This window comes from Amycolatopsis sp. NPDC041971, assembly GCF_055588925.1.
The window spans coordinates 1-20,986 of the sequence record NZ_JBVJCE010000034.1; the positions used below are offsets into that span (position 1 = coordinate 1).

The following is a 20,986-nucleotide window of genomic DNA, read 5'->3' on the forward strand; positions in this document are numbered from 1 at the left end:
CCCCATCAAGACGCCTCGCCACCAGCAGGAACACTATGACCCGCACCCGAACGTCCTGAAACGTACGGCTTAACTAAGTGGCATTGGTATTGGGAACCGTGGTCGGAATGGAGAATGGTGGTGTTGTACTCCGGGGTGCGGCGCAGGATGGCCATGCAGAAAGCGTCCGTGACTAGTTCGGTGCGCATATGGTGCGCGATGGACCAGTCGATGACGAGTCGGGAATAGGCGTCCATGACTGCGGCGCAGTAAAGTTTTCCTTCGTCGGTGGGATGCTCGGTGATGTCGGTGACCCACAACCGGTCCGGGGCATTCGCGGTGAACTGGCGGTTGACCAAGTCCGGGCTGGGATCTGCGTGCGGGTCACGGATCGTGGTCCAGGTGCGCCGGCGCCGGTAGAGGCCCTGGATTCCGGCCTCGCGCATGAGTCGCTCGACCCGTTTGCGGTTCACCGGCAACCCGAGCCCGAGCGTCAGTTCCGCGTGCACCCGCGGAGAGCCGTAGGTGGATCGTGAATCGGCATGGATTTGTTCGATGTATTTCAGTAGCAACGCCTAACCCGGGCACTTCACGAACGCGCGTGTCTTCTCGGCGAGTTCTTGTTCGGTGATCCCGGCGGGCAGGACGACGTTCACCCAGAACTTGTCCTTGTCGAGCACGCAGTCGGCGAGACGATGTTCGGGGCTGGCCGCCGACGGCGTGGCTTTGAGGTGCGAGATCTGCGCAAAGGAGGACCCGTGGGCGGACCGTTCGGGGATCTGAGCGCGGCCTCTGTTGCGGACCTGCTGGCTGGGTATGCCTGCGATTCTGCAGGAGCTGCGTCACCGAGGCGTGGTGCGAACCCGGAACGCGCCCTGGGGTGACTACGCCGAACACCTGGTCCAACTGGTCTATGGCGGTGAGCTGGCTCCGAACTCCGTCAAGTCCTACGACCTGCTCGCGGCTGATCGGAACCAGATTCAGGTAAAAGTCTGAACCGTGGGCGCGGACACCCGCGCAGACGCGGTGTTCTCGGCCTTCCGATCCTTCGACTTCGACGTCGCTGTCCTGATCGCCTTCGACAGCGACACCTACGCGCTGCTCCGGGCGCGTGGCTGGGTGCTCGAGCACCTTGCCGATCCTGGGGCGGTGCTGATCGTCGACGAGACCGGGGATGTGAAGAAAGGCGACCGGTCGGTTGGGGTGCGGCGGCGATATACGGGCACGGCGGGGCGGATCGAGAACTCGCAGATGTCGGTGTTCCTGACCTATTCGGCGCGGCGTGGGCACACGTTGATCGACCGGGAGCTCTACCTTCCTCGGAGCTGGGCCGAGGACCCGGCTCGGCGGGAACGCGCGGGTGTCCCGGCCACGACCGCGTTCGCCACGAAGTCCGCGCTCGCGTTGTCGATGATCCTCCGGGTGTTGGACGCGGGTGTCCCGGCGGCCTGGGTGACCGGTGACGAGGCCTACGGCAAGGACGCCGCCGGTTTGCGTGACCCGCTCGAGGCCCGCGAACAGGCCTATGTGCTGGCCGTGGCCTGCGACCATCGTGTCCCCGGCTCGGGCGGCTACGTCCGCGTTGACGAGCTGGCCGACCGGCTGCCGAAACCCGCCTGGCAGAAACTCTCGGCAGGGGCCGGGGCGAAAGGCCTCCGCTACTACCTGTGGGCCAGGATCCGGCTGCACCTGGCCGGGAAACCGGGTCATCATTGGGTGCTGATGCGCCGCCACCGGCGCACCGGCGAGACCGCGTTCTACCGCTGCTACAGCCCCCGCCCGGCGTCGCTGCCCGAGCTGGCCCGGATCGCCGGGCGACGCTGGACCATCGAGGAAACCTTCCAGACCGGCAAAGAACTCACCGGCCTCGACGAACACCAGGTCAGGACCTGGACCTCCTGATATCGGTGGACCACTCTGGTCATGCTCGCGCACGCCTTCCTCGCGATCGCCGCCGCTCACGCCCGCGCCGACACGCCACAGGGCCTGATCTCGTTGACACGCAACGAGAGCAGGCACCTCTACAGCAAGCTCGTCATCGAACCCGCATACACCGTCATCGACACCATGGGCTGGTCAACCTGGCGCCGCCGGCGGTCGAACTTTCGTAACCGCTACTGGCGCCCGGTGTGGGATGGCAGTGACGCTGAACACACGCGGACGGCGGAAGTGGTGCAGCCGATCCTGCCGACCTTCACCTTCCACGAAGGGCGGCACAGCCACAGCACCTGGCTGACGGAGGACGGCATTCCTGAGGTCGCCCGGCGGGCACGGCTGGGTCAGAAGATGAAGGGCATCGCGAGGGTCTACGACCATGTGACCCCGTTGATGCGTCAGCAGATTCTGCAAGCGCTCGAGACCCCACAGGATCGGGTCTCTGGTCGCGCTCACTCCGAGTGAGCGCACGAAGCTGGGGGAGTGGTTCCCACACCTGCACGTCACCTTCCGTGACGGGCAGTTTATACCGCCCCGAAGGCCATCGCCTTTTCATCACCTTTTAACGACTGAAGCCCCGCCCCTCCGAGGAGGGACAGGGCTTCTGACCTGCAAAAACAGATGGTGCGCGATACTGGGATTGAACCAGTGACCTCTTCCGTGTCAGGGAAGATCGAACTACTTCCCGACCAGGCGTTTCCTCTGTTTCCCCAGGTCTGCAGTCTCTCGTTCCTCCTCGCTGGGGTGGTTTCGAACGCGTTTCGACGCGTTCCGGTCGCCTGAATGTCGCCAGTTGATCTTGGAATGCTGGTTACGAGGAGTTACTCGTGTCTGTCAAAGCTGTTGGCTTTCCGGTTGAGCGTGACGCTGTTCTGCAGCTGGTCACGGTCATTCTCGGTGTCATCGTTGGGCTGACGTTCCTGTTCGGGTTCGGCAATGTCCTGGCCTTCGGGCTTCGGCTCGGCGTATCCGGGTGGGTTGCTCCGCTGGTCGCGCCCGCCGTGGACTTGTCTGTCCTGGCGCTGCTGATCGCGATCCGGCAGCTGTCGCTGCGTGGCGCCTCCGCCGAGGTAATCCGGTCGGCTCGGCGGCTACTGCTGGTGTCCAGCATCGTCACGCTGGCCCTGAACGTGGCCGAACCACTCGTCGCGGGAGAGGTCGGCCGTGCGCTGTTCGACGCCGTCGGGCCGCTTCTGTTGATCGGCTGGGCGGATGTCGGACCTACGTTACTTCGTGAGCTCGCGTCCGCGGCACCGTCAGTTGAGGAGTCTGTTGCTCAGCCGGTGTCGTCGAGTCTAGTCGCACCAGCGGTCCGGAAAACTTCCTCGGATGCGGAACCTCATCCGGCCGATGCCTCCCCATCGCCTACGAGGCGATCGAGCTTGTCGAAGATCGACGACGAGCTCGTTGCGAAAGCCGTCGAGGTTGACCGTCGTCATCGTGAAGAGCACCAACGTCCAGTCTCGGCAGAGAGTCTGATGAGGATCTTCGGTCTGGGTGCCGAGCGCTCGCGCCTGCTGATGCGTGCTGTCCGCGCGCGCTGGAACAGTGAGCAAGTCGTCGATGATGCGGTCTGCGGTTGAGACGAGGTCGCTTCGTGCTCGTCGCGACGAGCACGTACGTTGTTGCCACTGCCGCGATCCGCCGAGCGGTCCACCACATCGTCACCTGGGTCAACTCGGGTAGGTGGTCTAATCAGAGGCTCACTGCCGAGTATGTCCTCAGAGGCGCGGAAACCTACCGACGACGGCCGCGCAGGGGCTCTCTCAGAGTTCTTCGACCAGACTCTGCAGGTTGCGGTGAATGCGGACGGTGCGGCGGAGCCTTCGGACGCTGTTGGCGAGGTGCGAGGCGTGTGATCGTTCGCCGACGACGTGATCGCAGTAGCCTGCCGCGGTCGTCAGGTACATCATGTCGGTGAGGTCGTTGTGTTCCCAGCGGAGCCCTGGCTTCGCGAGCTTCTCGTGCAGGACCTCCCGGAACAAGCCGAGGGAAGGCATCCTGCTGACGTCTTCCTCGCTGTCGTTGAAGAGCCAGTTGGACAGGTCATCGGTGGTGATGTCGGACTTGCTTGCGGCGAGGGTGATCTCTTTACTGGAGTCCGCCATGAACTTCGCGTGAGTCCGGCGGCGCTTCAGTTCCTTTCCGGAGGGGTTGTCCTGTAGGAAATCCGTGAACTGCTGAAAGCCGGCTGCCCAGCCGGGGACCGGGTCGTGTGGCACGTGGTCGTCGTTGAGCATGGTGTCGGCTATCCCGCCGATACATCGGATGGCGTGGATGGCCCAGCGAGCTTCAGCAGGCAGGTCTGTGGCCACCTCATCCAGGCTCTTGTCGCGTCCGTCGTGGATGGCGTTGGGCTTGAGCGTGACCGCCGCTGGTGGGATGAGGCACCGAGCGTGGAAGCGTACGGTCAGGGCTTGTCGTAGCTCGAACTGCCGAAGGGCCAGCGGGTCACGAAGTTGCCAGCCTGCCGAGAGGCGCAGGATGGTCAGTGCTCGCCGATATCGTTGTTCGACGTCGACCTGTTTGCAGGTTTCCGACATGTGAGCAGAGGACATGGGCAGCACGATTCGCCGCTCGGTCGCCAGAGTGATGATGTGCTGTGCTGCGGCGCGTTCGTGTTCGCTGGGGACACGGTGGGGCTCGTGGATGGTGTTGGTGAGCGTGCTCCAGTGGTTCTGGTCGAGGTAGATCGTGGGACGGCCGTCCAGCGGTGCGAGTTCGGCCGGTTCGGGGAGATCTATGACGATGTTGTGGCCGCGTTTGGTCTGAAGATGCAACTGGTGCGAGTGCGGGTGGTAAGCGGACGAGGTGATGGCGCTGGTCCGTTCGAAAATCTCGCGGGTGCTGGATGCGGACACGACCCGACCATCGACGAAGACGATCGACATCGCGCCATCGCGATCGACCCGCATCACCGAAATCCGGTCGAAGAAGGAACGGCTCACAGCCGCGACCGTACAGGGAGCCACCGACAAAACGCGCCCAGAAAGCCGTGGTGGACCCGGTGCCGTGTGGACGAGGACGCCCGGGCGCAGTGCTGCCGCGCTGGAACGCTGTCGCGCCCGGGCCGGCAAATACCGCGTGATCTTCCTGCGGAGGCACCGGGATCAGGCGACCTGAGTGGGTGGGCAGTGTGCGTCGTGAGTGCCTGGATCGGATGCTCATTGTCAACCGGCGTCATCTGGAGCAGGTGTTGGCCGAGTATGTCGATCACTTCAACCAGCATCGGCCCGTCGCTCGTTGGACCAGCAACTGCCTGGCCGAGGGCTGGGTCCCGACCGGATGATTGGCGTCGGACGGGTTCGTCGGCGTGATCTGCTCGGTGGACTGATCCACGAATATCAGCAGGTCGCACGATGTGACACAGTTCTCGGCACCCACAGGTCAGCAAGGAATAGAGCGATAACCCGCCAAGGCTCTAGAGGGGACCGAAGCCGCCCTCGTAACAGCACGTGACGGTGTACCGACTAGTGATATGCAGGTTGCTGTGGAAACAAAGTGAGGACGTCAATGGCAAGTCCGAGACCGACGGTGAAGGTAGCCGCATCAGCCGGCCCGCTCGAACAGGAGACTGTCCGGTGATGCTGCTGAACGTGGCGGCCGACTCCGCCAGCATCGATACCAACGGTGTTGCGTTCAAGGTCGTCCTGGCTGCGATCGGCGCCGTCTTCGGCGGAGTGATGACCTTGCTCACCGAACGCTTCAAGCGGCGCAACGAACCACGTAGGCAGATCTCGTGGCATGCACGAACAGAAGTAGGTCTGGCGCGTGCCGAGGATGAGATCGCTCAGCACCTCGGCATCACCTACAAGGGGAGATCTGTGCAAGATCTTGCCGTGATTGAATGCACCATCTCGAACACCGGGAACCGGGTCGTGAAGGACGAGCTGATTAGGTTCGCGGTTCCCGAAGGCGCCAGCATCGTCGAAGCGGCTTGTCGACCGCAACCGCAGCGTGAGATGGGGGTGCTTCGAGATATCGGCTCGGAAGAATCCGATCGAGAAGCTGTCTTCCGGATAGGGCACATCGAAAAAGGCTCGTCGATCACTGTCAGACTGCTGGCAACCGGAGAAGAAGCTCGGAACTGGACAGTCGAGGCACACAACGACGAAGGTGATGTCGGGTTCCACTCGCGCGATGTCTCGCGTGTTCGTGAAGATCGCGAACATGTCGCCCCGTTCGTCAAGCTGTTGATCGTCTTCGTCACGGTTCCGCCAATCTTCGGATTGTCGCTGTTCGGATCCATCGGCGACCTTGTACAGGCAACCGCATGGTTGTTCCTCGCCGTACTCCTGATGCCTCACCTAACCCCGATCGCCAGGCTAGTGCAGAACCTTCTCGCCGTGCGTGCCGCAGAAGGAAGGGCGACTTCGAGTGTCGTGGTCAACGGGTCAGTCGAGACAATCAAAGTCTGACCTACTTTGAGCGCAGCCCGCGAGTTGAGCCGGAATCCTGGTGCCACGTTGGTGGTTACGTGCTGTCATATACCTGTGTGACGTCACGGACATGGACGCCAAAGAGGCTACGGCGACAGGATCGGGTTCGCCGACCCGTCGTCGGACAGCTTGATCAACGAGTACGAGCACGCAGCCGCATGGACGGTCCGGTCAACGCCTGCGACCGAGTTCTGAACCCCACAGGTCCGCCGCATCCCGTCCAAGAGACATCTCACCGGCTTGCATGGCAGGCGTGGGGTCCCCAGCAAGATCACGATCTGCAGGTGGAGTATTAGCGCGAGTCTGCGACGGCGGTGGACGAGCGATGTTCCGGGTTCACCGCTGCGGGACGAATGTTCGCGCGGGCCGAGTCCTTACCAACCTGTGACGTGAAGGGCACGTCATGCCGAGGCCCTGATCGGAACGGCTCAGCGCGGTATGACACCGTTGGCGGATGTCGCGGTTCGGGGTGCGAGTAGCCCCTGGTGTCTGCGCCGGCGATTGGCCAAGGTGATCGGATGGATGACTATCTTGAGAGAGCCCAGCCGTCTGCTGCAGCCATCGTTCCTGTTCGGCTAGGCGACCGCACTCTCTATGTGGAAGCCCGTCCGGTTGCCGGGGAGGGCGATGAAGAGGTCGCGGGGAGGTTGCTCAGGTTCGAGGACTTCACTGAAACTCTGAGTAGTGTTGCCGGCACTGTGACTGATGCCGTTGAGCGCGGACTGGCGAAGGTGAAGCCTGCCAAGGTGGCTGTCGAGTTCGGCTGCGAGGTCGGCGTGGAGAGCGGAAAGCTCACAGCGATCTTGGTGAAGGGCACAGCGAAGGCGAATCTCAAGGTGACGATGGAGTGGAAGCCCGGCGGCGATGACTGACTTGTCAGCAGATCCGGCGTAGCGCTCTCTCGGCCTTAGTTCGTACCGGCTTCGGAGTCTTGCGATCGTTGATGAGGGCCTGTAATGCCGCCTTGCCTTCAGTGGGATTGAGTTTCGCCGCCGCTTCCGCAGCCGTAAGACGTTCCTCGGGCCGGAGTTTCCTGTCTCCGGCTTGCGTGACACGGAGCTGGAGTTGTCTTCGTTTGCTCAGGTGGGAGATGTCATCGTCGATCGTGCTACCACTCGAAGGCTGTGACTGCGAATGGGTTTCCCGAGGCGGGTCGATCTCGTTGGCTCTGTTCGCCGCCCGCCAACGAGTCCTGCGGTCCGCCCTGGTCGATGCCGCGACCTGCCGGTACTCCGCCACGGCGCTCGCTCGATCGATCGACTCCAAACGGTCGATAAGGTCGAGAATTTGCGGGCTTGGCGCAACGGCTATGAGGTCCTTGATGAGCGTGATTCCTCGCGTGCGATCGGATTTCGTCACTTTGACGGCGAAGTCGACGCGTTGGGTGATAGGGAAACTGGCGTCTTGGACGAGGGTGGTGTAGATCGAGACAGTGAGCTCGGGCGCAAGTGAGCTCAGCTTCTTGGCTGCCCTCTCTTTCGTGTGAGCAGGTTCGGTCTTGGAAGCGACCACCTCGTTCAAGAGGCTGACCGCTCGCCCCCGGTCACGGTCGGCGGCCTGTGGGGTTCCAGAAGTCGGCTCATGTATCCTGACCTGGGTTAATGGCAGGCTCGGCGGGCAGGGCATGATCGGCAGTCATGGCGTTGCGTCTGCTCTATCTGATCTTCCTGCGGCTTATGGGTCTGCTGGTGTTGCTTGGGCGCTCGTCGGCGTCCAAGGACGTCGAGTTGCTGGTGCTACGCCACGAGGTCGCCGTGTTGCGCAGAGGTAATCCGAAACCTCGTCTGGTCTGGGCCGCCGGGCTGTTTTCGCGGCGTTGGTGCGGCTGTTGCCCAAGACGCTGCGGACACACCGGCTGGTTACCCCGGGCACGATCCTGCGCTGGCACCGTCGGCTGGTAGCCGCGAAGTGGTTCTATCCTCACCGGGTCGGTCGTCCACCGGTCGACGACGCGATCGCTGGGTTGATCGAACGGATGGCTAGGGAGAACCACAGCTGGGGCTACAAGAGGATTCAGGGTGAGCTGCTCAAGCTTGGACATCGGGTCGGCGCGTCGACGATCCGGCGGATCCTGAAGCGGGCACGCGTTCCTCCCGTGCCGGTCCGGGACACCGACACGACCTGGCGGCAGTTCCTGCGCACGCAGGCTTCGACGATGCTGGCGTGCGACTTCTTCCACATCGACTGTGCGCTCACCCTCCGGAGGATCTATGTGTTCTTCGTGCTGGAGGTCGGCAGCCGCTACGTCCATATTCTGGGCACGACAACGAATCCGGACGGCCGGTGGACTACTCAGCAGATCCGCAATCTCATGCTGGATCTTGGTGATCGCATCGACGAGTTCAGGTTTCTCATCCGTGATCGGGCTGGCCAGTTCGCGTCCTCGTTCGATGCCGTTCTGGCCGACGTCGGTATCGAGGCGGTAAGGATTCCTCCGCGTTGCCCGCGGGCGAACTGCTACGCGGAACGGTTTGTGCTCACGGTCAGAACCGAGCTCACCGACCGTATGTTGATTCTGGGCGAACGGCATCTGCGCGCCGTGCTCGCCGAGTACGTCCGACATTACAACGGTCGACGGCCGCACCGTTCCCGCGAGCTTCGCCCACCACAGCCGACCCACCCCGTGGCAGACCTCAACTCTCAGCGGATCAAGCGACAGCAGGTGCTCGGGGCCTGATCAACGAGTACGAACGGGCGGCGTAAACCTACCTGTCAGAGCCGTCGGCCGACTTGTGGAACCCCGCAGGTGTTACAACCGTACGCCGGAGCAGGTCACGGCCTGGCTCACGGATTTCGTCACCACGGTGCACGACGCCGTCGGTCGCTGGCTGGTGATTTACACGACCCGTGGCTGGTGGAACCACTGCACCGGCAGTAATACGACCATTCCGGCCAATTCGCCGTTGTGGATCTCTCCGGTGGCCTCCGACGCCGGCGGGCCACCCGGAATGCCCGCGGGCTGGACCGCGTACACCTTCTACCAGTGGGCCAAGTCGGGCACCTTCCCCGGCGACCAGGATGTCTTCGCCGGCACAACCGCGCAGCTCGCCGCTTTCGCCACCGGACCGTAAGCCCTGCCAGATTCGGCGATGCTGAGGTCATCCGAAGCTTCGCCTGGCCCACATGGAACGACTCGCCGGTTCGGTCCGGCTTCGACAGGCGGCAGGAGGACTCACGCCCTCTCGTTGCCACTTTAGCCGGACTGTAAAGATAGCGGCGGCTGTATAGGAGGCGGCCAGAAACGTTCGACGACCAGTGCATCGCAGGCCGCGGCCGTCGCCCGATCTGGGGGCTCCACTGAGTAGCGACCCGAAGCCCATGCTGCCGGTGGTGTCCGTGATCCGGTGCCATCATCACCGGCGGTATGGCGAGGACGGGCCGAGTAGCACTGGGTTCTGAGTCTCTACCTACAGCCTGCCCCTCGATTACTAGTGCCGCGTCATGCAACGTTGGGTAGGTAATCGGACCTGCGGATTTTCGAGTTGACTGCGAAGTGGCGCTTGGGATGACAGTGTCGGTTGTGCCAACGGAGGTAGCCGGCGATGGCGGCTTCCTGGGCTGTGGCTGGGGTAGTCGCTGCCGTCGAGGGTGAAGTAGCGGATCGCGGTGAAACTCGCACTCGATCCAGTTCAGCCAGGATGCGTTGCTGGGTGTGTAGACCAGCTCGATGTCGTTGGCCGCGCACCGGGTCCTGACCTCGGCTTTGCCGTGGGGACCGTAGTTGTCGCAGATCAGGTAGAGCTTCCCGGTAGGGAAGCGGCGACGGAGCTGCTTGCAGAAGTCGAGGAACTGCGGCCAGCGCTTGTGATCGCGGAACCGGTAGAACATCTGGCCGGTGGCGAGGTCGAGCGCGGCGAACATCTGCCGGACCCCGTCTGCGCGGGTGTAGGTCGCGCGCAGCCGAGCCGGACGGCCGCGGGGGAACCAGCCGCGGCCGGGGCGGGGTTGCAGGTTCAGCGGACCGAACTCGTCAGCACAGATCACTTGTCCGTCGGCGGGCGGCCGGTCGTAGAGGTCGAGGATGCGGTTCTTCTTGGCCACGAAGTCCGGGTCCTTGCTGGCTTTCCAGGTCTTCGTCGCCTGCCACGACACGCCCTCCTCGCGCAGGATCCGCCGGACGGTCTCGGTACTCGCCCTGATCCCATGCGTGTTCGGCGAGGTAGCCGACCAGCTTCGTCAGACTCCAGGTCGTGTTCGGCAGCCCCAGTTCGGCAGGCTTACAGGCCGCGAGGCGGCAGATCTGATCACGGGCGGCCGGCCCGAACTTAGCTGGTCGGCCGCCCCTCCATTTTGGGGACAACGTCGCGAACCCGGACTCGTTGAACGCGTGGATCACCTCCCGCACATAGCCTTCTGTCGCGGCGAACATCGCCGCGATCTCCTTCGCGGACCGGCCCTGCACCGAAGCCAGCACGATCCCGGACCGCCGCAGCCGCACCCGATCCCGGGTGGACCGCGTGATCTTGACCAGCCGCTGCGCTTCCTCCGGCTCCAACGACCGCGCGAACACCTCCGGCTGACGCGCCACCAGCCTCACCTCCACGCCCAGCCTCGCGACCACCAGCCCGGATGTCCACGCGACACGGTTACGACGTCAACGTTTCTTGATGAGGCACTAGCTAGTGTGAAGGACAGCGCTGTCAGGTGGTGTGGACGATGACAGATGGAGGATCGGTGCGATCCTGATCGGCATGCTGACTCCCAACGACGTCACCGCCTTCGCCGACAAGGCGTACCAGGGTGCTGGCGGCTGGTGCGAGTTCATGATCAATGAGGGCGCGGTGGCGCGAAGGCGAGTCGGTGGGTTCCTGGTACACGTTTCGGCCGCACGAGGAATGAGCCCACCAAAGCACGTGAATTTCCCGCCGGTCTCGCCATCACTCGTGCAACCGGCCGAGCATAGGACGGATCTTCATTACATCGTTCCAGTCGTGACGCAGGCAAGAACGTTTTGCGGGCAGGAAGAAAAGCCGCGACGCCATTACGTGCTCAGAACGAGACGTTGCCGTGTATGTCGCGCGCCTGCACAACCGCGCCCGTAACCTGGCCATTCACCAGGTTGTTCACGCCTCCGACGTCTGCATGCTGCTCGACACTAACGCGAGCCCATTCCTCTCGCAGTCGGTCGCGAAACTCTGGGTCTTCCGTCTCAACCTCCTCGATCGCAGCGGCGAGATCGTCGATCTTCGATGCGTTCTCCACTGCGCCCTCAGCCGCTTCCAGCACGGCTGCAGCCTCCGGGTTGTCAGCGAACTTGGACCTGACCAAGTCATACAAGCTGACGACCCCACGGGCCGCCAGCGCTGCGGCAATCGAAATCAGAACCGGTTCAGGCACGGCAACTCCTTCCTCGCAACGGACACGGGCAAAGTCTCTTGATCCTATGGGCCGGCGAGGGGTTCACGCGCTCACCGGGGTATCGAGAACGACGGTATCGGCCTGCCAACCTGAAGGGCCGGTCACGGTCCCTGGTTGCCCCATGCACCACCGCCGCAGGCGGTGGACGCCGTCGAGCGCGACCTGGTGCTGATGTTGCTGATCGGCCTACCGGGACCTGGCGATCCTGTAAGCCTTGGACCCGGGGGCTGGACGAGGCGGGTACTGGTGTTCGGTGTCCACGATCTACCGGATCTCCCGCACCGCCGGCCGGGCCCGGGAACGCCGCAGCCTTGCTGCCCATTCCGGCGTCGGCGACGCCCAGCTTCAGGTGCCGGTATGATCGGGCCTTCTTTCGCGGGTGTGGCAATCGTGACGAGGTGAGTCACGATATCGGAGTAATAGGTGATCTTGGGAGTTTGATGACCGGCGATACGTCCCCCGATCAGGCCGACAACGACAGTGGTTCCTCAAGGAACACCCAGTGGGGAAATACCCATCAGGTTGTGCAGGCACGCGACATCCACGGCAGCGTCAACATCACCCCACACCCCGCGCTACGGTGGTGGCTCATCACTGGGCTGGTAGCTGTTCTCGTGGCAACGGGCGTCATCTGGCTGCGGTCGTCCGGCTCGACGTCTGAGCAAGGGCCGGACCAAGGACCGTCCACATTTCGAGTGACTGCGGATCTGTCGGCCAACGATAACGGGCCGTGGGGCTACGCGAGTGAAGATCCCGGCTTTCTCGGTGCCGATCTGATCGAGCGGCTTTCCCGGCCTATGGCCGCCTACGATCACTCGCTTGCGCGCAGCGTCCGTCTAACCGGCGCCGCCAGCCTGAAGCGTCAGGTCATCAGGCTCCACCTTGAAGGGCCGCGGACCGGGCGGGTCGTGATCACGGACATCAGGGTCGCGATCCGTAAACGGACGCCTCCGTTGAATGGTGGCCTCGTGTGGGTTCCCTCCCAAGGAGCGGAGGAATCGGCGCTGACCTTGCTCGAACTGGACGACAGGTTTCCGGTCCTGCAAGCGGGCCCGTACTTTCCTTCCCACACGATCGGGCTCGACGTCGGCGAAACCAGTGAGGTGATCGTGACCGCATCGGGGACCAAGGGCGCCTACGACTACGACCTTACTGTGGTCTACCAATCTGGCACCGAAACCAGGGAGGTTGTCGTCAACGACGCCGGGAAACCGTTCCGGGTGACCGGGTTTTCCTGCGCAGGAAGACATCAGGCTTCCTATCGAAACGCCTACGAAACCCAGGAAAATCACGTTGTCACTCCCGTTCCGAACCCGCAGCACCTGAGCGTCTCGCCCGAATGCTGAACGTCGACCACGGGAATGTCATGAGAAGAACGACAGCATGGTACGCGGCAGGGGCAGCTATCCTCCTTGTGTTGCTGGCCGGGGCGGCCTGGCTTCAGTTCGGAGGAAAGGACAGTGGGGCAAGCGGTCCTGCCCCGACGGGAAGCCTCAGCCCCATGCCGTCCCGGATCTCGCCGGCGTGTGGTCCGGTCATGGCTGTCGACCTGACGGGCCGCACTATGGACGAAGAGCTACTCGGCCCGGTGCGTGCGGTGCATGACGCGGCCTGCAGTTACAACTACGAGGAACTGGCCCGGCTGATGGGCCGCCCCTTCGGAACACGAACCCCGGACGAGGCAATCGCCGAACTACGTGCCAACGACGGCGCCCCACTGACCATTCTCGCCCAGACACTTGAGGTCGCCGCTATCGCTGACCAAGGTGGCCTGATCTACTGCCATCAGCACGGAGCCATCGCGGTCTTCGCCAGGGGCACCCCCGCCCATCAAGGTAAACTGACCGACTTCACCCTCACCGGCGACACCACGGCCGAAGCGGCCTGTTTCGAGTCCCGACCCAGGTAGACTGGTCAGTCGTCGATGAGGCCCGGGTCCAAGAAACAGGCTTGGGCGCCTTCCCGCCACTTGCGACGCTTCACAGCGGCTCGGAATGGGCGTGATCCGCTACGCCTGGCCTCCGACTCTGCATCCTGACCTTCGAGTCGCCCTTGGAATGCCGGCGAGACTCGCCGACCCCCTCCCGGCGGGGCGCCACAACCGATCGGGCGATCTGGTCTTGCTTCAGCTCGGCCGGTCATGGCGGATACGTCCTGCGGTGGCACCGTCTCACTGCTCATGCGCTGGAAGGTTCTGGCCGAACTCGGTGTTGCCACGCCGGGCCACCGCTCTCACCGCGGTTATCCTCGTCCCGCACCGCATCGAGACCCGCCGACACGACGAAGGGTTCATTACACGGCGATTCCGCGGGCCTTGAGGGTGTCCTCGGCGCCGGGGGCGGCCATCATGGCCTCGTCGCCGCCGTGGATCACGCGGAGGTTGGGTAGCAGGTCGAGGTCGTCCAGTGAGGTGACGTCGAAGAGTTCGTCTTCTCCGTCCCAGAACGGCGAGCACTGGTGGTAGATCTCCAAGCCGCCGTCAGTGGTCAGTTCTTCCACGGCGGCCAGTTGGTCGGGGGTGATCTCCAAGTCGGTGAAGTACTGGCGGGCTTCTTCGAAGACGGTGTACAGCAGGTCCTGTTCGCGCAGGTACTTCCAGAGGTCGCCGGTGGCGCCCTTGGCGTGGAGAATGTCGGCGATCCGGAAACGGGGCTGGATGAGCTTGTCCTGGTACATGAGCTTGTCGACGACCAAGAGCTTGAAGTTGAAGTCGCGGAACATGCCCATCATCTACCAGACCACACCGACAATCCTGGCAGTCAACACACGATCTCTTCACGTAATACGTTGTACTCCGCGAGAAACTTTCGCGGTGGACGCTTGTTCCGTGTGATTCGCATAGTCTTGCCCCGCCCACGGTCCCCGTCTCGTGCCGTTGAACACGAGAAGAACTCGGGTGTGCCGCTGAGCGTGTTACAGCGGTGCGTCGTTCTGCGGACGCGGACTTGTGCGCCAGAACGCGTCATCGCTGCGATAGATCGTAGAGTCCATAACCAGTTCAACTCCATGGGCTGGCCGACCCGGCGGCCCACCTGCGGTGTTATCCCACGACTCCAAGCTTGGTACAGAGCGTGACCACTCGAACGTGAAGGGTGTTCAGGCGTTCGGGCGATGCGGTACCACTTCATCTGCAGCACGGTGGTCGTCTACGTGCTCCGCACATGATTGAGAGGCTCTTCAATTGGGTGTTACGCGGTTGCGGTGGCTGCATAGGATGGGCGCCCCAGCGGTTGGTATTGCCGTATTGATGACCGGTCTTGCTCCGGTGGCAGGTGCGGACCCGCCGCCGAAAGCTTTGCCGAAATCTGCCGAAAAGGGCGAGGCGAAGTGGCAGCCGGCATTCGACTACGATAGTGATGGCTGTTACCCTACGCCAGCGATTGATAAAACTGGAAAATTGGCGACCGGGCTGAATGATACCGGTGCGCTGGACGGAGGGTGCCGTGGTGAAAGTGATCTGAAGAACACTAACTCCTATTCCAGGTCCACGTGCAACAACGACTGGTGTGCCTATATCTACGACCTGTACTTCGAAAAAGACCAAATCGCTAGATTTATTGGTGGTATCAAGTTTGAAGTTCCACTATTTGGGCCTCATCCGCAACATTCGCCAATCAAAATGAAAGTTGACGCCCGGGGTCACAGGCACGACATTGAGCACGTAGTGGTATGGGTGCACAAGGATCAGCCGATGTTTGTCGCGGTTTCTGCGCACGGTGATTACTTGATTTATGGCCGAGATGAGATCGCCTGGGACAACTCTACTCATCCCAAAATCGTCTACCACAAGGACGGTGGTCTAACTCATGCTTTTCGACCAGCCAATCAATATGAGAAGCCTGATGGCAACCATCAAAAGTGCTGGCAATATCCAGCCTTGTTGGGCTGGAATAAATTAGAGCCCAAGATCAAAAAAGAGTTGAACTACGCTAACTTTGGTAAGGCCACGCTGGGCATCACGGATGATAAATTCTGGCCCAATATTGCCAAGGCCAGGCCGAAGGGGATCTCGTTCGTCCTGCCCGTAAACTCCTAGTTGTTGAACCTGAGGCGTTCCAGGAAAAATATCAGTGATATGAGTGGAAGTGGTAAACAAATCGGCGTTGGCAGAAACGTGGAGGCGTGGGGTAGCGGAGAGAAGTAATGAGCTTACGTCAGCTTTGCCGACGGCTGTGGGTTTGGCATCAGCGTAGCCCTCGGTCTAGTTCGAAACCCACGAGTTAGATTCCGAGAACCCGGCAGCTTTGCGGAATATTAGACCCGTTACCCCGTTTCTGGTCAGAAACGGGGTAACGGGCCCTTCGGTGATCCGGGCTGCGGCGTGCGGCGGTGGTAAGGCGCTCGTTGTTTGGCGAGGTCCTGGCCACTGCTGCCTCGCCGCGACGGCCTGCTCGACGCTCCCTGCTGATCGGCTTATCGCTTGCTGCACATGCTGGAGGCGTTTGTTAAATTGCTGGAGATCCTCGTCGGGGTCGAGCTGTCTTCGCCAGTCGCCCAGCAGGGTTTCGATGACTTCGTTCTTGGCTGTCGTGGACTTGCTGCGCTCCGTCCCCGAGGTGCTCGCCTCGGTTGCAGTCGTCCTCGCCTTGTAAAGCAAGCGATAGGTGGAGATACCCCTATTCTGGTGGATGTTTTCCGGGTCAAGATTAGCGGGATTCTGCTTAGAAGTTAGTTCGCCGATCAGGAATAGCGCCACCAGCACGCGCAGGCTCAAAGCGACCTGTTTGATCCGCTATTACTCCAGCCGTAGTTTGTGATGTCTATGGCTTGTGGGGGGATTGTCGCTGGTAGTGGCCTTGCTGCGAGTGGGTCCTGATCTGGATGATGTGTAAGAGCGTGTTTTGCGGGGTCGACGACTGGGTCCACGCTCGCTCTAAAACTGCAATAGCTGCTTAGCGCTCAAGCGCATCGTAACGCTGCGGATGCCACCGGGTATGGACTCGATCATGGGCCTAATGTAGAATGACGCTGGTTCGCGGTGGACCATTTCGTATAGGGTATCGTCGGGTGGATGCGGGGGCTCGAGCAGAACGCAATCTTGTTCTCCTTGTTCGGAGAAATTGTGCTCGCCAAATGGTAGTTGGACGCGCCGGGATGGCTGACGGCGTTACTTGCCGAAGCGAGCATGGCATGGAGTCAGCACTCCGCTGACGATTACGGTCCGTTGAGCTTGATTCGTGCGCAGCTACGCGGTGTGACTCCCGGTGCGATGATCAGGTGACAAGTAGTGATCATCTAGGCACGTGTACCCATTGGTTGCGCATAATTTGAAGCTCCGGCTTCGCTCTGGAGGTGCCGATGGACGGGCAAAGTGTCCAAGGCGAGAACCACGTGATGGGGGCCGTGTACGGCACGGTGATCCAGGCCCACCTGCTCAACGGCGGTGTGCACATCCACTCAGGTGTGCAGCGCGACGCACCTCGTCAACTGCCTTCGAGTCCAACTGGTTTCACAGGGCGGGCGGCAGAGCTCTCGGCGTTGGACACGGTGACGCATCCCCACACCGGACCGGCCGTCGTGGTGATCGTCGGTGCTGGCGGGATCGGGAAGACGGCACTGGCGCTGAAGTGGCTGGGTGACCGGGCTGATCGGTTTCCTGACGGCCAGCTTTACGCGGACTTGTCCGCGTTCGGACAACAGGGCCCAGCGGAACCCGGCCGGGTGCTGGGCAGGTTGCTCAGAGGCGTGGGGGTGCCCGCGGCGGAGGTTCCTCCGGAGCTGGAAGAGCGTGGCGCTCTGTTCAGGTCGGTGACAGCAGGTCGGTCGATCGCGCTCCTCCTGGACGACGCTGCGTCGACCATCCAGGCACAGATGTTGTTGCCGGGCACGGGGAACAGTGTCGTGGTGATCACGAGCCGGTCACACCTGAGCGGGATGGTGCTGAGGGGTGCCCGCGTGCTCCCGCTGTCGCCCATGCGCGACGACGAGGCAGCGGCGCTCGTCGTGCGGACGTTGGGAAGCGAGCGGGTCGCCACCGAGGAACCCCGTTCGGTGCGGCGGCTGACCGAGCTATGCGGCGGTGTGCCCCTGGCGCTTCGCGTGGCGGCAGCCCGTCTGGTAACGAGGCCGCGCTGGCCGGTGGACCGCATGGTGCGGGAGCTGGCCGACGATCGGCGCCGCCTCGCCGCGCTTGTGCTGGAGAACGGCGCGGTGTCGGTCGAGGCGGCGTTCGACATGTCCTACCGCGAGCTGAGCTCAGCCGCAGCCGGCATGTACCGGCGGATGGCGCTGCACCTGGCGCGGAGTTCGGCAGCGAGGTCGCCGCGGCGGCTGCGGGCACGTCCGTCGAACTGGCCCGAGACGTGCTGGACATGCTCGTCGACACCAACATGGTGGTCGAGGTGGACGAGGACGGCTTCCGGATGCACGACTTGCTGCGCCTGCACGCCCGCGGCTGTGCGGAGCGGGACGACCCCAGGTCGGTCCGGCAAAACGCGGTGCGCGCCATGGCGGAGTGGTATCTGGACCGCGCGGTGACCGCGGACCTGGTTGCGACGTCCCTGCGTTTCCACCTTGGCGAGCACTATCTGACCTCGCGACCTCAGCTGTTCGGCACGATGGCCGACGCGCTCGACTGGCTGGAGGCGCAGCTGCCGAACTTGATGGCGGTTCTGCGGGTGGCCACTGAGTTCGGGTGGGAGGACCTCGTATGGAAGTTGAGTGACGCCATGTGGGGACTTTTTCTTTACCGAGGATTCCATCCCGAGTGGATCGAGGCGTGTGAGATCGGGGCCGGTGCCGCGGGCAGGCTCGGCAGTCCGGTCGCGGAGTCCCGGATGCTCGTGCACCTCGCGGCCGCTCATCTCAGGCTCGGTGACCCGGCCGAGGCACTGCGCGCCGCGCAGCCGGCGTGGGAACGGGCGCGGGCTGCCGGCGAATGGAGAGCGGAGGCCACCGCACTGGAAAGCCTCGGCAGGATCGCTCACTCCGATGGACGCCTTCAGGATGCGGTCAGCTTCTACCATCGTGCGTTGACCCTCAACGAGCAGCACGATCACCCACGTGGTGTCGGTCTGGTGCTGTGCGCCCTCGGGTACGCCTTGTCAGGTCTGGGCGATGACGTGGGGGCGGCGGGCTGCTTTGAACGGGCGATCCGGACGGCGGCATCGATAGCCGATCACACCTGCAGGGCGCAGGCGCTCGTCGGACTCGGCGAGACCCGTGCGCGGCAACGGCAGTTCGACCGCGCGATCGACGAGTTGACCGAGGGCTTGGCGGCGCTCGACCCGGCGGCCCCGGCCTTGTGCGTCGACGTGGTGGAGAAGCTCGGTGAGGTGACCCTCCTGGCTGGCGACCGGGGCGCCGCGCGGCGCTACTGGGAACAGGCCTTGGAGCTCTTGACCGCGTTGCGGCACCCACGAGCACAACGAGTACGCGACCGGCTGAGTTCGCTGAAAGGTGCCTAGGCCAGCAGGACTGGCATCGGCAGCTCCTCGAGCCGTACCGGGCGGTCGGGCTCGGGAAGTCCCAGCTGCTCGAAGCAGATACGCCGCAGCGTTGCGACAGCCTGGCCGTGATGTGAGACGGCAAGGTCCGCGAAACCGGGTGCGGGAGCGGCCTTCACGGCCGCGCGCACCTGCGCCAGGAGCGGCTCGCTCGGCTGGAACGGCGTTACCAGCCGCGAGAGCGTGTCCGCGGTGCTGCCCGGCCGCACGTCCATCGACGAGCCGGCGTTCATCAGGACCGGGACGTCCAACGCGGCCGCGTACTGGGTGACCGACCCATGGTCGCCGATGACGAGGTCGGCGGCGATGAGCGCGGCCCGCCACCCCTCGTCGTACGGCAGAACGTCGACGCCGGCCGCGCGTGCCTCGCGCAGCATGGCGTGGACCTTGCGGTGACCGTGTCTGAGCCAGACAAAGGGGTGCACGACCGCCACGATGCGGTATTTCTTGGCGGGCAAGGCGCCCCGCAGTCGTTCGAAGAAGGTCCAGTCCGTGCCCCAGAGTGAGTGCTCGGACCACGTGGTGCTGACGACGACGAGCTTCTGGCCCCGGCGAACCCGTAATGCGCGACGGTAGTGCCGCCGCAGGTGCCTGCTCACGAGCATGCGGTCGAAGGACGGGCACCCCGCCACGATCGCACGGGGCAAGGCCTCCGGGCAGGTCTCCGCAAGCACCGCGAGCTCATCCTCGTGCGATAGCACGAGCGCGGAAGGCACCACCTCGCCGTCCTTCATCAGCTGAGCGGGCCGGAGATCGTGCTGCACCGGATCGTCGAACGGGCCGATGCGTGAGCGGGCTCCGTTGATCCCGTGCGGCATCTTCACTTTGGGGCCAATGGTGTCGGCCAAGCCGCCGAAGCAGGCCGAGACCACCAGGTCGTAGCGCGTCTGCACCGCCTGCCACCACGGCACGCGAAACGCGCCCAGCCCGCGCAGGAAATCGTCGAAGTCCGCCCACCGGTACTCCTGGTCCGGCGTCGACCACACGACCTCGATCTGCGGGTGGATCTCCAGGTGGGGTAGCAAGTCGTAGGCGAGGCGCGTCGCCGCCTGTGGGTGCTGTGCGACGAAGAGGACGGTCTTGCAGCCGGTGAAGGTCGTCCACGGCACGGCAGCGGGCTCACCGGGTGCGAGCACCCGGTACCTCTGCTCCGCCGCGACCATCCCGACTCCCAGCTATCTGTGTTTGCGCTGGTCGCGAGTGCACAGCGGGGAGCTGGCGGATTCACTGGCAGATCAACTGCGGATTCACTGGCAATTCCACTATCACCTGAACGGCCGAGTGTCCTGCGACGTCCCGGCAACCGGGTTTCTGGTTCGATGGCTCATTCGTCGGTTACGCGACAGAGGTGGTGCACGTCAGTGGGTTTCCGCATTCTCGGCGAGGTTCGATGATCAACGACGTCGGCGCAACCGTCGACATCAAACCCAGCTGCAAAGCGTTGCCCGCGGTGCTGCCGACCGAGATCAACGAGCTGTTGAACAAGAACCGGCCCAGCGTTGTGCAGAAGCGGCTTCCCAGGCTGTTCGCCCAGCTTCGGTCGGTGTGGGCCACCGAGAACGACGGGTGCAGACAGGGCGTGCTGGAGGCGTTGAAGTGGAGAGTGATGCGGTGGCATGACAAGTTCGTCACCGAGCCTGGCCGGGTGTCGGCTGGGCGGGGTAGCGCGCTGATAGCGGCCGGGAAGAACACCAGCACGCTCACCTATCCCGCTGATTCGAACCCCGTGCTGATCGTGGAAATCGACGAGCTCGTTTGCGCGGCGCTCGGCAGCGCGGCGACGGAGCCTCATCCGGTACTGGGCGCGCTCCTGCGCGCGGCTGGCTAGTT

Annotated in this window: 20 protein-coding genes and 2 pseudogenes; 13 read left to right on the forward strand and 9 right to left on the reverse strand. The window is 63.3% G+C overall.

All coding sequences use genetic code 11. The annotated features are described in order from the left end of the window. Positions 1 to 5 precede the first annotated feature (5 nt). Complete coding sequence (locus ACZ6DT_RS39470) at positions 6 to 551, reverse strand: IS3 family transposase (RefSeq protein WP_465604966.1); 546 nt, start codon at positions 549 to 551, stop codon at positions 6 to 8. Positions 552 to 795: 244 nt separating this feature from the next. On the opposite strand from ACZ6DT_RS39470, the gene ACZ6DT_RS39475 reads away from it, so the two are divergent. The 3 genes and pseudogenes from ACZ6DT_RS39475 to ACZ6DT_RS39485 all read left to right on the forward strand — a co-directional run bounded on the left by ACZ6DT_RS39475 (position 796) and on the right by ACZ6DT_RS39485 (position 3,497). Then, positions 796 to 975, forward strand: a complete 180-nt coding sequence (locus tag ACZ6DT_RS39475; RefSeq protein ID WP_465604969.1) for a hypothetical protein — start codon at positions 796 to 798, stop codon at positions 973 to 975. Positions 976 to 1,089: 114 nt separating this feature from the next. After that, positions 1,090 to 2,487 (forward strand): annotated as a pseudogene (locus ACZ6DT_RS39480) (IS701 family transposase); the annotation flags it as partial. Positions 2,488 to 2,741: 254 nt separating this feature from the next. Continuing rightward, the gene (locus ACZ6DT_RS39485; RefSeq protein WP_465604972.1) at positions 2,742 to 3,497 is read left to right on the forward strand and encodes a hypothetical protein; all 756 of its coding nucleotides are present in this window, start codon (positions 2,742 to 2,744) and stop codon (positions 3,495 to 3,497) included. A gap of 183 nt (positions 3,498 to 3,680) precedes the next feature. Here the strand turns inward: ACZ6DT_RS39485 and ACZ6DT_RS39490 are convergent, their stop codons facing one another. Next, complete coding sequence (locus tag ACZ6DT_RS39490; protein WP_465604975.1) at positions 3,681 to 4,829, reverse strand: hypothetical protein; 1,149 nt, start codon at positions 4,827 to 4,829, stop codon at positions 3,681 to 3,683. A 245-nt stretch (positions 4,830 to 5,074) separates the two neighbouring features. Here ACZ6DT_RS39490 and ACZ6DT_RS39495 point away from each other — a divergent pair, with 245 nt between their 5' ends. From ACZ6DT_RS39495 to ACZ6DT_RS39505, 3 genes are all read left to right on the forward strand, one after another. Then, positions 5,075 to 5,203, forward strand: a complete 129-nt coding sequence (locus tag ACZ6DT_RS39495; protein WP_465604977.1) for a hypothetical protein — start codon at positions 5,075 to 5,077, stop codon at positions 5,201 to 5,203. Between the two features lie 292 nt (positions 5,204 to 5,495). Beyond that, the gene (locus tag ACZ6DT_RS39500) at positions 5,496 to 6,332 is read left to right on the forward strand and encodes a hypothetical protein (protein WP_465604980.1); all 837 of its coding nucleotides are present in this window, start codon (positions 5,496 to 5,498) and stop codon (positions 6,330 to 6,332) included. 539 nt (positions 6,333 to 6,871) lie between these two features. Further along, positions 6,872 to 7,225, forward strand: a complete 354-nt coding sequence (locus tag ACZ6DT_RS39505) for a CU044_2847 family protein (RefSeq protein ID WP_465604983.1) — start codon at positions 6,872 to 6,874, stop codon at positions 7,223 to 7,225. Between the two features lie 4 nt (positions 7,226 to 7,229). Here ACZ6DT_RS39505 and ACZ6DT_RS39510 read toward each other — a convergent pair whose 3' ends face one another. Beyond that, positions 7,230 to 7,874, reverse strand: a complete 645-nt coding sequence (locus ACZ6DT_RS39510; protein ID WP_465604986.1) for a hypothetical protein — start codon at positions 7,872 to 7,874, stop codon at positions 7,230 to 7,232. A gap of 307 nt (positions 7,875 to 8,181) precedes the next feature. On the opposite strand from ACZ6DT_RS39510, the gene ACZ6DT_RS39515 reads away from it, so the two are divergent. Both ACZ6DT_RS39515 and ACZ6DT_RS39520 read left to right on the forward strand, forming a co-directional pair. Further along, a complete protein-coding gene (locus tag ACZ6DT_RS39515; protein WP_465604989.1) occupies positions 8,182 to 9,030 on the forward strand; it encodes an integrase core domain-containing protein in 849 nt (282 codons plus the stop codon). A 55-nt stretch (positions 9,031 to 9,085) separates the two neighbouring features. After that, positions 9,086 to 9,424 (forward strand): GH25 family lysozyme, encoded by a 339-nt coding sequence (locus tag ACZ6DT_RS39520; protein WP_465604992.1) that lies wholly within the window; start codon positions 9,086 to 9,088, stop codon positions 9,422 to 9,424. A gap of 595 nt (positions 9,425 to 10,019) precedes the next feature. Here the strand turns inward: ACZ6DT_RS39520 and ACZ6DT_RS39525 are convergent. The 3 genes and pseudogenes from ACZ6DT_RS39525 to ACZ6DT_RS39535 all read right to left on the reverse strand — a co-directional run. Continuing rightward, positions 10,020 to 10,439: pseudogene (locus ACZ6DT_RS39525) on the reverse strand (transposase); the annotation flags it as partial. After that, on the reverse strand, positions 10,324 to 10,914 hold the full coding sequence (locus ACZ6DT_RS39530; RefSeq protein WP_465604995.1) for a helix-turn-helix domain-containing protein: 591 nt from the start codon (positions 10,912 to 10,914) through the stop codon (positions 10,324 to 10,326). The pseudogene ACZ6DT_RS39525 and the gene ACZ6DT_RS39530, both read right to left, overlap by 116 nt. A gap of 428 nt (positions 10,915 to 11,342) precedes the next feature. After that, entirely contained in the window at positions 11,343 to 11,690 is a 348-nt protein-coding gene (locus ACZ6DT_RS39535) for a hypothetical protein (protein WP_465604998.1), read from the reverse strand. Between the two features lie 461 nt (positions 11,691 to 12,151). On the opposite strand from ACZ6DT_RS39535, the gene ACZ6DT_RS39540 reads away from it, so the two are divergent. Beyond that, positions 12,152 to 13,057: a hypothetical protein gene (locus ACZ6DT_RS39540; protein ID WP_465605000.1), complete on the forward strand. Its 906-nt coding sequence runs from the start codon at positions 12,152 to 12,154 to the stop codon at positions 13,055 to 13,057. Between the two features lie 191 nt (positions 13,058 to 13,248). Beyond that, positions 13,249 to 13,620, forward strand: a complete 372-nt coding sequence (locus ACZ6DT_RS39545) for a hypothetical protein (RefSeq protein WP_465605003.1) — start codon at positions 13,249 to 13,251, stop codon at positions 13,618 to 13,620. 383 nt (positions 13,621 to 14,003) lie between these two features. Here ACZ6DT_RS39545 and ACZ6DT_RS39550 read toward each other — a convergent pair whose 3' ends face one another. Further along, positions 14,004 to 14,432: a DUF6892 domain-containing protein gene (locus tag ACZ6DT_RS39550; RefSeq protein ID WP_465605006.1), complete on the reverse strand. Its 429-nt coding sequence runs from the start codon at positions 14,430 to 14,432 to the stop codon at positions 14,004 to 14,006. 493 nt (positions 14,433 to 14,925) lie between these two features. On the opposite strand from ACZ6DT_RS39550, the gene ACZ6DT_RS39555 reads away from it, so the two are divergent. Beyond that, a complete protein-coding gene (locus tag ACZ6DT_RS39555; RefSeq protein ID WP_465605008.1) occupies positions 14,926 to 15,747 on the forward strand; it encodes an NPP1 family protein in 822 nt (273 codons plus the stop codon). A gap of 165 nt (positions 15,748 to 15,912) precedes the next feature. On the opposite strand, the gene ACZ6DT_RS39560 is transcribed toward ACZ6DT_RS39555, so the two are convergent. Then, the gene (locus ACZ6DT_RS39560; protein WP_465605011.1) at positions 15,913 to 16,425 is read right to left on the reverse strand and encodes a hypothetical protein; all 513 of its coding nucleotides are present in this window, start codon (positions 16,423 to 16,425) and stop codon (positions 15,913 to 15,915) included. A 1,597-nt stretch (positions 16,426 to 18,022) separates the two neighbouring features. Here ACZ6DT_RS39560 and ACZ6DT_RS39565 point away from each other — a divergent pair. Beyond that, on the forward strand, positions 18,023 to 19,117 hold the full coding sequence (locus ACZ6DT_RS39565) for a tetratricopeptide repeat protein (protein WP_465605013.1): 1,095 nt from the start codon (positions 18,023 to 18,025) through the stop codon (positions 19,115 to 19,117). On the opposite strand, the gene ACZ6DT_RS39570 is transcribed toward ACZ6DT_RS39565, so the two are convergent. Further along, positions 19,114 to 20,319 (reverse strand): hypothetical protein, encoded by a 1,206-nt coding sequence (locus ACZ6DT_RS39570; protein ID WP_465605016.1) that lies wholly within the window; start codon positions 20,317 to 20,319, stop codon positions 19,114 to 19,116. The two genes, ACZ6DT_RS39565 and ACZ6DT_RS39570, sit on opposite strands and share 4 nt — an antisense overlap. Positions 20,320 to 20,546: 227 nt before the next feature. On the opposite strand from ACZ6DT_RS39570, the gene ACZ6DT_RS39575 reads away from it, so the two are divergent. Continuing rightward, the gene (locus ACZ6DT_RS39575; RefSeq protein WP_465605019.1) at positions 20,547 to 20,984 is read left to right on the forward strand and encodes a hypothetical protein; all 438 of its coding nucleotides are present in this window, start codon (positions 20,547 to 20,549) and stop codon (positions 20,982 to 20,984) included. Positions 20,985 to 20,986: the final 2 nt, after the last annotated feature.